We start from the raw sequence: 14,168 nt of genomic DNA on the forward strand, positions 1-14,168 counted from the left end.
TTCAAGGTAGAACCCAATTTTGAGTAATATATCTATTAATTTTTATTCGATTAGCAGATAAGAAAAAGGCTGCTTAAATAAGCAGCCTTTGATTCGATTTTCTAATGATTACTCAGTAGTAAACACTAGTAGTTTGGCTTAGTCATGCCTGCGCCAGCTTTGTTTGACGCTACCTGACTACCTGCACCTTTTGGTACAAAACGTTCAGTGCGGAACGGTGCTGCAACCACTTCAATCTCTTTGATCTCTTGAGGACCAGGAGCTTTAGTCATTGGTGAGCCCGCTTGCTTCTTCGCAACCGTTGCTTTTGGCGTTTCTGCTTTTGCAACAGGCGCTTCTTCAACTTTCAGTTCAGCTTTCGGTGCTTCAACGACTTTTGCTGGTTCAACAACAGCCGCTTCAGCTTCAACTGCTGGTGCTTCAGCAACTGCTTCCTCAGTTTTCACAGTCTCAACTGGTGCTTCAACTACTGGAGTTTCAACGACAGGTGCCTCAACTTTCGCTTCGACAACCACTGGAGCTTCTTCAACAACAGCAGGAGCTTCAGTGACTTGAGCTTCAGCAACTGGTGCCTGAGTTACTGCAGTCTCTTCACGGCGGATAATCACTTTACCCATTGCCAGTTCAGGACATGCAAAACCGCCTGCCATTACAACGCTGCTTTGTGGTGCTGTCTCTTGAGCGACATTTTGCTCTTGAGTATTAACCACTGTTTGCGTTTCAACTGCTACTTCAGCCACTTCAGGTTTTGCCTGTTTGTGGTGAGGTTTCGGAATGAAGCGAGGCATCACTTTACCCATAGCCATCTCTGGAGAAGCTACACCACCTTTACGTAGGCGGAATGGGTTAGGGCGACGATCACGACCGCGACGACGACGTTGACCACTTGCACGTAGGTGACGTGGAGAACGACGGTTACGACGTTGTTTCGGTTCTTCCTGTTCAGATTGCTCGCCATTTGCTTGAGTTGCTTCAACTTGCTCTGCAACTTTTTGCTCTTGCGCGACTGATTTGTTTTTCGCTGCTGCTTGCTCTTTAGAAACAGATGGTGCTTTTTGTTCCTTAGTTGAGTTCTCAGCCGCTTCTGCTTGAGCTTGCTGGTCTTTAACACGAACTTGCTTGTTCAGCTTACGACGCTGGCGACGCTCTTTGATCTTAGCAGCTTTCGCTTCAGGCTTAGCCTTTGGCGCATCTGACTTACCAGCTTGTGCGTCTGCCGCTAGCTGTAGGCCTTCTTCTGCTAATTTAGATGGTGCTTGCTCTTCGCGTTGCTTCTGCTCATCACGCTGCTTGTTGCGTCGATCTTGCTTAGGCTTACGAGGTTGACGATTTTGCTGTGGAGCTGCATCTTTCTGCTCTTCAGACTTCTCATCACGTGCAGGCTTGCGACGGCGTTTGTTGTCACGGCTATCGTTACGGTTGTCACCACGCTCACCACGTTGGTTACGGCGGCGGTTATCGTTACGGTCACGGCGTTGACGGTTGCCATTGCGGTTGTTTTTAGGCTTCTCTTCAGTTTGTTTCTCTTCTTGCTTCTCTTCTTGAGTTGAAGAGCCAAATAGGAAACTACCGATAGCCTTAAAGAAGCGACCAATTAGGCCTGGTTCTTGTGCTACTGGTTCAGCTTTCTTCTCTTGTGCCGCTTTTGGTGCTGGCGCTGGAGTCGGTGCTGATTGAGCTGGAGCAGCGAAGCCTTTCAGAGCTGGCTCTTCGATCTTCTTAGGACGAATTGCTTGTTCTGCAGGTTCTTTGCTTTCTGCTTCTTTCAGAGCATCTAGCTTCTTAGGAAGTAGGTAAGAAAGTAGATCGAACTCTTCGCCTTCACGAACACGGATAACCTCAAAGTGCGGTGTTTCCATGTCAGAGTTAGGAACAACAGTGATCTTAACTTCTTGGTTCTTCTCGATGTGGTTTACTGAGCGACGTTTTTCGTTCAGAAGGTAAGACGCGATAGGAACAGGCACAACAGCAAGTACTTGTGCTGTGTTGTCTTTCAGAGCTTCTTCTTCAATCAAACGTAGAACAGACAGTGCTAGAGATTCGTTATCACGAACAACACCAGTACCTGTACAACGAGGACAAATGTGGTGGCTTGCTTCTGCTAGTGATGGGCTCAAACGTTGACGAGACATCTCTAGAAGACCAAAGCGAGAAATACGGCCAATTTGTACACGAGCACGGTCTAGACGAACGGCATCACGTAGGCGGCTTTCAACTTCGCGTTGGTGGCGAACCGGAGTCATATCGATAAAGTCGATAACAACAAGACCACCTAGGTCACGTAGACGTAATTGACGTGCAATTTCATCGGCTGCTTCTAGGTTAGTGTTCAGTGCTGTCTCTTCGATATCACCGCCCTTTGTTGCACGAGCTGAGTTGATATCGATAGAAGTTAGCGCTTCTGTTGGATCGATTACGATAGAACCACCAGAAGGAAGGCGAACTTCACGTTGGAAAGCCGATTCGATCTGGCTTTCAATCTGGTAGTGACTGAATAGTGGTACTTCACCATCGTACTTCTTAACGCGATTCATGAAATCTGGGCGTATTAGTTGAATGTGCGCTTGAGCACGTTCAAAAATAGTGTTGCTGTCGATTAGAATCTCGCCGATGTCACGACGTAGGTAGTCACGAATTGCGCGAACAATAACGTTACTTTCTTGGTGAATTAGGAAAGGAGCTGCATTTGAATCAGAAGCTTGCTTGATAGCGCCCCAGTGATTCAATAGAACATTTAGGTCCCACTCTAGCTCTTCTGCGCTTTTGCCAACGCCCGCTGTACGCACGATTAAGCCCATACCTTGAGGAAGCTCAAGAGTGCTCAATGCTGCTTTCAGTTGGGTACGCTCATCACCTTCGATACGACGAGAAATACCGCCTGCACGAGGGTTGTTTGGCATAAGAACTAAGTAACTACCTGCCAAAGAGATGAAAGTTGTCAGTGCAGCACCTTTGCTACCACGTTCTTCTTTCTCTACTTGTACGATTACTTCTTGGCCTTCTTTTAGCACTTCTTTAATGCTAGGACGGCCTTGGTATGTATAACCTTCAGGGAAGTATTCGCGGGCAATTTCTTTAAGAGGGAGGAAACCGTGACGTTCTGCGCCGTAATCAACGAATGCCGCTTCTAGGCTTGGTTCAATACGGGTAATACGTCCTTTGTAGATATTCGCTTTCTTTGACTCATGACCTGGACTTTCGATATCTAGATCGAATAGTCGCTGGCCGTCAACCAAAGCGACACGCAACTCTTCTTTTTGAGTTGCGTTAATTAACATTCTTTTCATTTAGAAATACTCGTTGTCTTTTCTTATTTTCATCATTGTTCTTATCGCTTTATTTCGTTTCTCATGGTGCCAGATCCCATGGCTTTATCGGTGCAGCCTCCCGGCTGGAGAGGGATGCTCTGGGGCACGTCAGTCATCATAGGGAGTTAGCCTATGATCCGCGATGTGGCGGTGAATACTCAACATGAGCGTACGTGAGTAGAGCGATAAGGGGACTCAGTTGACTGTGTCTTACGCCAATTGCAGCACTGTCTAATCTGAGTTATCTACTCATTTACTTGCTTATGAACGATTGTCTGTTTAAATTTTAGTCAAACCGTTGATAGCAGCTGTGAACTATAGCAGTGGTCGGTAAACACAGCAATCTGCTTTGTCGGAATGCTGTAAAAAAAACAGTTTTTGTTTGTGTTTTGATAGTTCTAACTCACTGTCTATAAATAATTTATCAATTGATATTTTAATTTGCAGGAATCTTGATGCTTTTTTGTTCGAAGAATCAAAGAAATATAGAACTTCAGTGACCATTTGGTGGTAGGTGGCAAAGAATTAAGAGTAAATTAGTTCAGAATAGACCTAAGAAAATCTCAATTATCAAAAGTGACAGTGATACAATAGCGCAATGAGCGAAATTAGAACCCAAGTCCAATTTGTCGATATTGACGAAGATATGGCTGGTCAGCGTATTGATAACTTCTTACGCAACCAATTAAAAAATATCCCGAAAAGCATGATTTACCGAATCGTGCGTAAAGGCGAAGTCCGCGTAAACAAAAAACGCATCAAGGCTGAGTACAAACTAAAAGCTGGTGATTTAGTTCGTATCCCGCCAGTTACCATTGAAGAGAAAATTGAAGAGAACGTGCCAAGCACGAAACTCAACAAGGTTTCAGAATTGGAACAGTGCATCATTTATGAAGATGATCACATGCTGATTCTAAATAAACCATCGGGCACTGCCGTTCATGGCGGTAGTGGACTTAAGTTTGGCGCAATTGAAGCATTGCGTGCACTTCGTCCTGAAGCTCGCTTTCTCGAGTTAGTGCACCGTATCGATAGAGATACGTCTGGCATCTTGCTTGTTGCTAAGAAGCGCTCGGCGCTAAGACATCTTCAAGCGCAATTCCGTGAAAAAACGGTTCAAAAATACTACTTCGCTTTAGTGATGGGCGAGTGGAAGAACAGCTGCAAGGTGGTGAACGCGCCTCTGCTGAAAAATGAAGTAAACAGTATCGTTCGTGTTAACCCGAATGGTAAAGCGTCGGAAACTCGCTTTAAGGTTTTAGAGAAGTTCAAAGATGCGACACTGATTCAAGCGAGTCCTATTACTGGCCGTACGCACCAAATCCGTGTACACACTCAATATACGGGCCACCCAATTGCATGGGATGACCGCTATGGTGATCGTCGTTTTGATGCTTACACGGGAAAGGTCGGGTTGGATCGCTTGTTCCTACATGCTGCAAACATCAAGTTCACGCATCCGGGTAGCGAAGAGAAGATGGATATCTCAGCTCCGATGGAAGCGCGATTAGAAAAAGCGCTGACTGGTTTACGTAAGCTTTAAGAAGATACGAGATACGAGATACGAAGATATAGAGTGTCTATAAATTTATTCTTCAATATCCATAATTGAGAAAGGTTGACGAATTTCGTCAACCTTTTTTGTTTGTGCTTGTTACAAGAGCTCCCCAACTCCCTCGTCCCCACTCTTGGGGATGATGTACTTTTTGCTATTCGAGTAAAATAGTACCTTGTATTTACGTGTTACTTGGGTCGAACAACTTTTGGGTTACTGTCTTCCGCAGTGTTTATGAGACAGCAGTGACCTTTTTAAAAGTTGAGTGGTACTACTATGGTCTTCATATCGTGTTCACCTTAAAGTTCAAGAGACAACTGCCGTCATTCCCTAGAATGACGAAGGAAGGAGTAGGGAATCTCTGTAAGAGTGGTAAGCGCGAGTTAAAGCACACTCATTCCTTGCGCATCCAACATATCGACTAGGTCAATAAGCGGTAGACCAATAAGCGTGTTCGGATCTTTTCCTTCCATCTCTTTGAACAAAGCGATACCTAGTCCTTCACACTTAAAGCTGCCAGCGCACCAGTAAGGTTCTTCTTTTTCAACATAAGAGATGATTTGTTGCTCGGTTAAGTCACGGAAGTGAACAATAAAGGTATCGAGACGCGTGTCAGCTTGTTGGGTTTCGCTATTCCATACAGTGACGCCTGTATAGAAGATGATGCTCTTGCCACTTTGACGGGACAACTGTTCAATCGCTTTTTCACGAGTGTGAGGCTTACCTATGATCTCGCCGTCAATCACGCAGACTTGATCCGAGCCAATCACCAAACTTGGCTGCTCAACAACGCAAGACTTAGCTTTGGTTTCAGCAAGGCGCATGACCAACTGTTGTGGAGTCTCTCCCGAAATCGGTGTTTCGTCACAGTCAGGCTTGGCTGTAATGAAGCTAATTTGTAGCTTTTTGAGGATCTCTTGCCTAAATGGTGAGGTAGAGGCTAAAACTAGTTGGTAATTTTTCATTTTAATTTACAATTCATAGAAGCATTTACAGTAGGATATAGGAAGTTATCCCGCTATTCATAATGCTCTGTATGGGAAAGGTAAAAAAGTGTACTTTTTTTGCCATTTCCTTTGACTAAACTCGATTTGGAAGATAAGATTCGCGCCCTATGCAAAAGGTAAAAATACCGCGTACAGTTGATCCGGCAAGAACGGCTCAGAAACGACTAGATTTAGATGGCATCATCCAAACCAGTCTTTTTAAGCGTTTAGCTGAGGCAACTGAAGGCGTAAAACGTGACGCGCAAGTCTCATTGTCATTTGGGCTTGATGAACAACGATTAGTCGTTATCTCTGGTAAAGCTAACGTCGAAGTCGATTTAGAGTGTCAGCGTTGTAATGAGGTTTTCGCACATGAGTGCGATGTCCAATTCACTTATACTCCTTATTATAATGAGAAAAGTGAAGAGGAAGCACCGGAAGAGTACGATTTGGTAGATCTGAACGAGTACGGTGAGTTAGACCTGATTCAACTAGTTGAAGACGAGTTCATCCTTGGATTGCCGCAAATAGCAATGCACGATAATGCGAAATGTAGCGTTAACTCAAATAACTTGGTGTTTGGTGAACTTCCTGAAGAAATTGAGGAAGACAAGAAGCCGAATCCATTTGATGTTTTAAAAAGCTTGAAGAAGTAACTGCTTCTTTAAGAATTTACATAGGAGTAGGGTCAATGGCCGTACAAAAGAGCAAGAAATCACGTTCAATGCGTGGCATGCGTCGTTCACACGATGCGCTAACTACAGCTGCACTTTCTGTAGACGCAACTTCAGGTGAAACTCACCTACGTCACAACGTGACTGCGGAAGGTTTCTACCGCGGCAAAAAGGTTATCAACAAGTAAGGTTGACCTTTGCAAAATCTAACCGTTGCGCTTGATGCAATGGGCGGGGACTTCGGTCCTCGTGTAACAGTGCCTGCCGCCGTGCAGGCACTGTCGTATTTCCCAGAGCTAAAAGTCATTCTCATAGGTGATCGAAACGCGATCACATCTCAATTATCTTCATTAGGTCGAATGCCTGACTCTCGTTTGAGTATTCAGCATTGTGATCGAGTTATTTCCAATTCTGAAAAACCTTCACTAGCCTTGCGTAACAGTCAGGGTAGCTCCATGCGTGCTGCGATTGATTTGGTCGCCGACTCTCAAGCGGATGCTTGTGTGAGTGGTGGCAACACTGGCGCATTGATGGCTTTGTCCCGTTTCCGACTTAAGCTCCTTCCTGGTATTGATAGGCCTGCATTGGTTTCAGCTTTGCCTACCGCCTCAGGAAATCGCACATGGATGCTTGATTTAGGGGCAAATGTGTCTAGTGATGCAGATTCGCTTTTCCAATTTGCTGTAATGGGCAGTGCATTAGCGGAACAACATTTAGGTCGCGCTCCACGTGTCGCTATTTTAAATATCGGTGCCGAAGAAATTAAAGGTAATGACCTTGTAAAACGATGCGCTGAAATGTTGTCGAATACTCAGTCTGTGAACTTCATAGGCTATATTGAAGGTAATCAACTCCTGCAAGATGCTGCTGATGTCGTCGTATGTGATGGTTTTGTGGGCAATGTCTGCTTAAAAACGTGCGAAGGTACGGCTCAGCTCTTTATTGATAAGCTAAAAACGCGCATGATGGCTTCAACAATAAAGGGTTGGATAGCCAGAATGTTGTTTTCTGAGCTATTTACTGAATTAAAAACCTTGAACCCCGACCAGTATAACGGCGCAAGTTTGTTAGGATTGCGCGGCATTGTCATTAAAAGTCATGGAAGTGCTGATGTATCTGCAGTTGTCAACGCGATTGGCGAGGCAGTACACGAGGTCAAACGACAAGTCCCCAGCCGCATTAGCGATCGTTTGGAAGCGGTTTTACTCGAGAGGCATTATTAGTCTTCATGTATAGCAAAATTTTAGGTACTGGCAGCTACTTGCCATCTCAGGTGCGTACTAACGCAGACTTAGAGAAAATGGTAGAGACTAGCGATGAGTGGATTGTTGCTAGAACAGGTATTAAAGAGCGTCGTATTTCAGCGGAGAACGAAACCGTTGCAGATATGGCGTTTTACGCTGCTGAAAATGCCATTGAAATGGCGGGTATCGACAAAGAAGATATTGATTTAATCATCGTTGCGACCACCAGTAGTAGCCACACATTCCCGTCTTCGGCGTGTCAGGTACAAGGTAAGCTTGGTATTAAAGGCTGCCCTGCGTTTGATTTGGCTGCAGCGTGTTCTGGTTTTGTCTATGCTTTGTCTGTTGCAGATCAGCACATCAAATCAGGTATGTGTAAGAACGTTTTGGTGATTGGTGCTGATGCACTGTCAAAAACCTGTGATCCGACTGACCGCTCTACGATCATCCTATTTGGTGATGCAGCAGGCGCGGTGGTTGTAGGCGCGAGCGAAGAGCCAGGTATTTTGTCGACTCACATTTACTCTGATGGTAAATACGGTGAGCTTCTAAGCCTTGAAGTACCAGAGCGTGGCGGTGATGCAGACAAATGGCTGCACATGGCGGGCAACGAAGTATTCAAAGTGGCGGTAACTCAGCTATCTAAGCTAGTTAAAGACACATTAGCTGCAAATAATATGGATAAGTCAGAGCTTGATTGGTTAGTTCCACACCAAGCGAACTACCGTATTATTTCGGCAACGGCGAAAAAACTGACGATGTCACTTGATCAAGTGGTGATCACCCTTGATAAGCACGGCAACACTTCAGCAGCTACCGTACCAACAGCATTAGACGAAGCTGTTCGTGACGGACGAATTAAACGCGGTCAAACACTTCTATTGGAAGCATTTGGCGGCGGCTTCACTTGGGGTTCTGCGTTAGTTAAATTCTAACCCTAAGCGAAAACCTACAAACAAGGCACATAACTTATGTGCCTTATTCAATTTTTTGCTTTGCTTAAAGGAAAATTACAATGAGCAAGTTTGCTATCGTATTCCCAGGCCAAGGCTCTCAAGCTATCGGTATGCTTGCAGACCTAGGCGAACAGTATGATGTTGTTAAACAAACATTTGCTGAAGCTTCAGAAGCACTTGGTTACGATCTATGGGCATTAGTTCAAGATGGCCCAGTAGAAAATCTAAATGAAACTTTCCGCACTCAACCGGCTCTATTAACAGCGTCTGTTGCAATTTGGCGTGTATGGCAAGAGCTTGGCCTAGAGCAACCTGCAAACTTAGCGGGTCACAGCTTAGGTGAATACTCTGCACTAGTATGTGCTGGCGTTATCGATTTTAAAGAAGCGATCAAGCTAGTTGAACTACGTGGTCAACTAATGCAAGAAGCGGTTCCTGCAGGCGTTGGTGCTATGTACGCAATCATCGGTCTAGATGATGAAGCGATTGCTAAAGCGTGTGAAGAAGCGGCACAAGGTGAAGTTGTTTCTCCAGTGAACTTCAACTCTCCTGGTCAAGTTGTTATCGCGGGTAACAAAGCGGCAGTAGAGCGTGCTGGTGCACTATGTAAAGAAGCGGGCGCTAAGCGTGCACTTCCTCTACCAGTATCTGTACCGTCTCACTGTGCACTAATGAAACCTGCAGCAGACAAGCTAGCCGTGGCTCTAGAAGCGCTAGAGTTCAACACGCCAGCACTACCTGTTATCAACAACGTTGATGTTGTTGCTGAAACAGACCCTGCAAAAATTAAAGATGCGCTTGTTCGTCAACTTTACAGCCCAGTTCGTTGGACTGAAGGTGTACAAGCGATGAATGAGCAAGGCGTTGAGAAGCTACTCGAATTAGGTCCTGGTAAAGTTCTTACTGGCCTAACAAAACGAATCGTAAAAACTATGACAGCTGCTGCAGTTAATGACACTGCATCACTAGAAGCTGCTAAGTAATAACCACTTAATAGAGAAGTTATGATGAATTTAGAAGGCAAAGTTGCACTAGTTACAGGCGCAAGCCGTGGTATCGGTCGTGCAATCGCTGAACTTTTAGTTGAGCGTGGTGCTAAAGTTATCGGTACTGCTACATCTGAAGGCGGCGCTGCTGCAATCAGTGAGTACCTTGGCGAGAACGGTAAAGGTCTTGCTCTTAACGTAACTGATGTTGACTCAATTGCTGCTACACTGAAAACCATCAACGATGAGTTCGGTGCGATTGACATTCTAGTTAACAATGCAGGTATCACTCGTGACAACCTACTAATGCGTATGAAAGACGACGAATGGAACGACATCATCGACACTAACCTAACACCTATCTTCCGCATGTCTAAAGCTGTATTGCGTGGCATGATGAAGAAGCGTGAAGGCCGTATCGTAAACGTTGGCTCTGTAGTTGGTACTATGGGTAACGCTGGTCAAGCAAACTACGCAGCAGCGAAAGCTGGCGTGATTGGCTTTACTAAATCAATGGCTCGTGAAGTTGCGTCTCGTGGCGTTACAGTAAACACTGTTGCTCCTGGTTTCATCGAAACTGACATGACTAAAGCGCTAAATGATGACCAACGTGCAGCAACTTTGGCGAATGTACCAGCAGGTCGACTAGGTGACCCTCGCGAAATCGCTGAAGCTGTGGTATTTTTGGCGTCGCCTGCGGCAGCTTATATCACAGGTGAAACACTTCACGTCAATGGCGGTATGTACATGGTTTAAATTATGTGCAACATTTGTGCATGATTTAAGTCAAGATCATACGTAATTTCGGTTAAAATCGTGAAAATTGTGGTTTGACCAGAAAAGTTGACCTTGCAACTTTCAATAGATTGAATAAACTACGGAAAACATCGCATAAAGCGAACTCTGTAAAGGAAAAGAAAAAATGAGCAACCTCGAAGAACGCGTAAAGAAAATCATTGTTGAACAGCTAGGTGTAGACGAAGCTGAAGTTAAAAACGAAGCTTCTTTCGTTGATGACCTAGGTGCAGATTCTCTAGACACAGTTGAGCTAGTAATGGCTCTAGAAGAAGAATTCGACACTGAAATCCCAGATGAAGAAGCTGAGAAAATTACTACTGTTCAAGCAGCTATCGATTACGTAACTAGCGCTCAGTAATAATCTCTCCCAGGCGGTCACCTCGACCGCCTGTGTTTTCTCTAACTCATCTATCCTCATCTTAAATCACCTCAATCTCCGGAGTGTAAAATCGTGTCCAAGCGTCGTGTAGTTGTCACTGGCATGGGTATGTTGTCACCGGTAGGCAACACTGTAGAATCTTCTTGGAAAGCCCTGCTAGCTGGTCAAAGTGGTATCGTGAATATCGAGCATTTTGATGCAACCAATTTCTCAACTCGTTTTGCAGGTCTAGTTAAAGACTTTAACTGCGAAGAGTACATGTCTAAAAAAGATGCTCGTAAAATGGATCTATTCATCCAGTACGGCGTCGCAGCAGGTGTTCAGGCACTTGATGATTCTGGTCTAACTGTTACTGATGAGAACGCACCACGTATTGGTGTGGCTATCGGTTCTGGTATCGGTGGTCTTGGTTTGATCGAAGCTGGTCACCAAGCGCTTACTGAAAAAGGCCCTCGTAAAATTAGCCCATTCTTTGTTCCGTCAACGATCGTGAACATGATTGCTGGTCACATGTCTATCATGCGTGGTCTACGCGGTCCTAACATCGCTATTTCTACTGCATGTACAACTGGCCTACATAACATTGGTCACGCGGCACGTATGATTGCATACGGCGATGCTGACGCAATGCTAGCGGGTGGTGCTGAAAAAGCATCTACACCACTAGGTATGGGTGGTTTTGGTGCAGCTAAAGCACTATCTACTCGTAACGACGAGCCTCAAAAAGCTTCTCGTCCATGGGACAAAGGCCGTGACGGTTTCGTTCTTGGTGACGGTGCAGGCATGATGGTTCTAGAAGAGTACGAACATGCGAAAGCTCGTGGCGCTAAGATTTACTGTGAGCTAGTTGGCTTCGGTATGTCGGGTGACGCTTACCACATGACATCTCCAAGTGAAGATGGCTCTGGTGGTGCACTAGCAATGGAAGCGGCTATGCGTGATGCTGGCATTACTGGTGAACAAATCGGTTATGTTAACGCACACGGTACATCGACTCCTGCAGGCGACGTAGCAGAAGTTAAGGGCATCAAACGTGCTCTTGGCGAAGCTGGCAGTAAGCAAGTATTGGTTTCTTCTACGAAATCAATGACAGGCCACCTTCTAGGTGCTGCAGGCTCTGCCGAAGCTATCATCACGGCTATGTCTTTGGTTGACCAAATTGTTCCACCAACAATCAACCTAGATGATCCTGAAGAAGGCTTAGACATTGACCTAGTACCTCACACTGCTCGTAAAGTTAGCAACATGGAATATGCTGCATGTAACTCTTTCGGTTTCGGTGGTACAAACGGTTGTTTGATCTTCAAAAAGATTTAATCATCTTATAAAAGACCTAAACGTCGTAGATAGTCATAATTAGACTTGTTTTTAAACGGCTTGATGCTTAGCATTGAGCCGTTTCTTTTTATGGGGAAAAACATGTTTTGGGTTGACGGACAAAGCCAGCAAACTATCGACATCTCAGACCGTTCGTTTCAATACGGAGACGGCTGTTTTACGACTATGCTTGTCTCAAATGGTGAGATCCAGCATTTTCACGACCATCAGCATCGTGTCGATGAATGTCTAAAAGCGTTACGTATTTCTGCACTAGATTGGAATGTGGTTAACGTGTGGCTAGCTCGTGCAATTCAATATATCCAAAACAGTCACCATGAAAGTGCAAACAAGTCTAATAATAGAAAAGCCGGAATAAAGCTGCATGTTAGCCGCGGTGCTGGCGGCAGAGGCTACAGCACTAAGAACATTGCTAAGCCAACCATTACCATTAGTACGTTTGATTACCCAAGCCATTATGAGGCATGGCAAGATACCGGAGTTGAACTCGGGATTTGTCGCCAAGCTTTAGGGCTGAGCCCATTGCTTGCTGGTCACAAGCACAACAATCGTCTTGAGCAGGTACTGATGAAAGACGAGATGGATCAAGCTGGTGAAGTTGACGGTTTGGTTCTTGATATCTCTGGCAATGTGATTGAAACCACCATGGCCAATCTGTTTTGGCGCCAAGGTGAGGTGATTTGTACGCCTCAGCTAACCCAAAGTGGTGTAGCGGGAGTTATGCGTAAGCAAGTGTTAACTGCGCTGAACCAAACTGAACTTTCCGTTACTATTGGTGACTATTGCTTACCTCAACTCATGCAAGCTGATGAGGTTTTCATCACCAACTCCATTTTAGGGGTTGCCCCTGTTACCCGTATTAGTGAAACCCAATTCGACATTGGAACCGTTACTCGTAGCCTTCAAGGACAACTAAACTCGTGATCAAAAAGTTATTTATTTTTATTATCTTGTGCCTCATTGCAGCGGGCGCTGCCGGGTTCTATGTGTATAACCAAGCACAAGATAACCTGAAACAAGTTATTCAATTAGAAAAGCCGCAGGTAGTTACCGTTGCTTCAGGTAGCAGCTTTAACCGCGTGCTGGCTCAGTTAATCAATGAGGGCCTATTTGAGGGATCTCCTTATGAGAAATTAATCCGTAAGCTTCACCCTGAACTTGTTGACGTAAAAGCGGGTACTTTCCTGCTAGAGCCGGGGTTAACGCTTGAGCAAGCGCTGCAAGTGCTTGTAGAGGGTAAAGAGCACCAGTTTACAATTACCTTTGTTGAAGGCAGTCGTTTCGACGAATGGCTCGTGCAGCTAAAAGACAATGAATTCATTCAACAGACGTTAGATGGTGTGTCTGAAAAAGAGATCGCTGAAAAGCTGGGTATTGAAAATGAGAAGCTAGAAGGTTTGTTCTTAGCGGAAACCTACCACTACACCTACGGCACAACCGATTTAGATTTGTTGAAGCGCGCCCATCGTGACCTAATGAACGTGGTGAATGATGAATGGGAAAACAGAGCGGATAAACTGCCTCTTAAGTCACCTTATGAAGCTCTGATTCTGGCTTCTATTATTGAGAAAGAGACGGCCGTAGCTTCAGAGCGTGAACGTGTGTCGTCTGTGTTCGTTAACCGCTTAAACAAGCGTATGCGTCTACAAACGGATCCAACGGTGATTTACGGAATGGGCGATAGCTACGATGGCAACATCCGTAAGAAAGATTTAAGAACTCCAACGCCATACAATACATACACTATGAGTGGCCTACCGCCAACGCCGATTGCCATGGCAGGTCGAGCGTCAATTAATGCGGCTCTGAATCCAGAAAAGAGCAACTATCTCTATTTTGTCGCGAGTGGCACAGGTGGGCACGTATTTTCAAAGAGTTTGGCTGAGCACAATCGTGCAGTACGAGCTTACTTAAAACAATTAAGAAAAAACAAATAAAGAACGA

Annotated in this window: 13 protein-coding genes; 11 read left to right on the forward strand and 2 right to left on the reverse strand. The window is 45.1% G+C overall.

Going from position 1 to position 14,168, the window contains the following annotated elements; translation table 11 throughout:
- Positions 1 to 125: 125 nt before the first annotated feature.
- Positions 126 to 3,287, reverse strand: a complete 3,162-nt coding sequence (gene rne / locus OH460_RS21445) for a ribonuclease E (RefSeq protein WP_269999490.1) — start codon at positions 3,285 to 3,287, stop codon at positions 126 to 128.
- A 619-nt stretch (positions 3,288 to 3,906) separates the two neighbouring features.
- On the opposite strand from rne, the gene rluC reads away from it, so the two are divergent.
- On the forward strand, positions 3,907 to 4,851 hold the full coding sequence (gene rluC, locus OH460_RS21450; RefSeq protein ID WP_269999491.1) for a 23S rRNA pseudouridine(955/2504/2580) synthase RluC: 945 nt from the start codon (positions 3,907 to 3,909) through the stop codon (positions 4,849 to 4,851).
- Positions 4,852 to 5,246: 395 nt separating this feature from the next.
- Here rluC and OH460_RS21455 read toward each other — a convergent pair whose 3' ends face one another.
- Entirely contained in the window at positions 5,247 to 5,828 is a 582-nt protein-coding gene (locus tag OH460_RS21455) for a Maf family protein (RefSeq protein WP_269999492.1), read from the reverse strand.
- Between the two features lie 149 nt (positions 5,829 to 5,977).
- Between OH460_RS21455 and yceD the strand changes: the two genes are divergently transcribed.
- The 10 genes from yceD to mltG all read left to right on the forward strand — a co-directional run bounded on the left by yceD (position 5,978) and on the right by mltG (position 14,161).
- On the forward strand, positions 5,978 to 6,505 hold the full coding sequence (gene yceD / locus OH460_RS21460) for a 23S rRNA accumulation protein YceD (RefSeq protein ID WP_137409091.1): 528 nt from the start codon (positions 5,978 to 5,980) through the stop codon (positions 6,503 to 6,505).
- A 35-nt stretch (positions 6,506 to 6,540) separates the two neighbouring features.
- Positions 6,541 to 6,711, forward strand: coding sequence for a 50S ribosomal protein L32 (gene rpmF / locus OH460_RS21465; protein WP_004737376.1), 171 nt, complete (start codon positions 6,541 to 6,543; stop codon positions 6,709 to 6,711).
- Positions 6,712 to 6,720: 9 nt separating this feature from the next.
- The gene (gene plsX / locus OH460_RS21470; protein WP_061033778.1) at positions 6,721 to 7,746 is read left to right on the forward strand and encodes a phosphate acyltransferase PlsX; all 1,026 of its coding nucleotides are present in this window, start codon (positions 6,721 to 6,723) and stop codon (positions 7,744 to 7,746) included.
- Between the two features lie 5 nt (positions 7,747 to 7,751).
- Positions 7,752 to 8,702, forward strand: coding sequence for a beta-ketoacyl-ACP synthase III (locus OH460_RS21475; protein WP_061033777.1), 951 nt, complete (start codon positions 7,752 to 7,754; stop codon positions 8,700 to 8,702).
- Positions 8,703 to 8,782: 80 nt separating this feature from the next.
- Entirely contained in the window at positions 8,783 to 9,706 is a 924-nt protein-coding gene (gene fabD, locus OH460_RS21480) for an ACP S-malonyltransferase (protein WP_061033776.1), read from the forward strand.
- Between the two features lie 24 nt (positions 9,707 to 9,730).
- Positions 9,731 to 10,465, forward strand: a complete 735-nt coding sequence (fabG, locus tag OH460_RS21485; RefSeq protein WP_004737380.1) for a 3-oxoacyl-ACP reductase FabG — start codon at positions 9,731 to 9,733, stop codon at positions 10,463 to 10,465.
- A 166-nt stretch (positions 10,466 to 10,631) separates the two neighbouring features.
- A complete protein-coding gene (gene acpP, locus OH460_RS21490; protein ID WP_004737381.1) occupies positions 10,632 to 10,865 on the forward strand; it encodes an acyl carrier protein in 234 nt (77 codons plus the stop codon).
- Between the two features lie 93 nt (positions 10,866 to 10,958).
- Entirely contained in the window at positions 10,959 to 12,203 is a 1,245-nt protein-coding gene (gene fabF / locus OH460_RS21495) for a beta-ketoacyl-ACP synthase II (RefSeq protein WP_004737382.1), read from the forward strand.
- A 102-nt stretch (positions 12,204 to 12,305) separates the two neighbouring features.
- Positions 12,306 to 13,148, forward strand: coding sequence for an aminodeoxychorismate lyase (gene pabC, locus OH460_RS21500; protein ID WP_269999493.1), 843 nt, complete (start codon positions 12,306 to 12,308; stop codon positions 13,146 to 13,148).
- Entirely contained in the window at positions 13,145 to 14,161 is a 1,017-nt protein-coding gene (mltG, locus tag OH460_RS21505) for an endolytic transglycosylase MltG (RefSeq protein WP_269999494.1), read from the forward strand. The genes pabC and mltG overlap by 4 nt, the downstream gene beginning before the upstream one ends.
- The last annotated feature ends 7 nt before the right edge of the window (positions 14,162 to 14,168 follow it).

This window comes from Vibrio sp. Makdt (assembly GCF_027587015.1).
Classification (GTDB): Bacteria; Pseudomonadota; Gammaproteobacteria; order Enterobacterales; family Vibrionaceae; genus Vibrio; species Vibrio chagasii_B.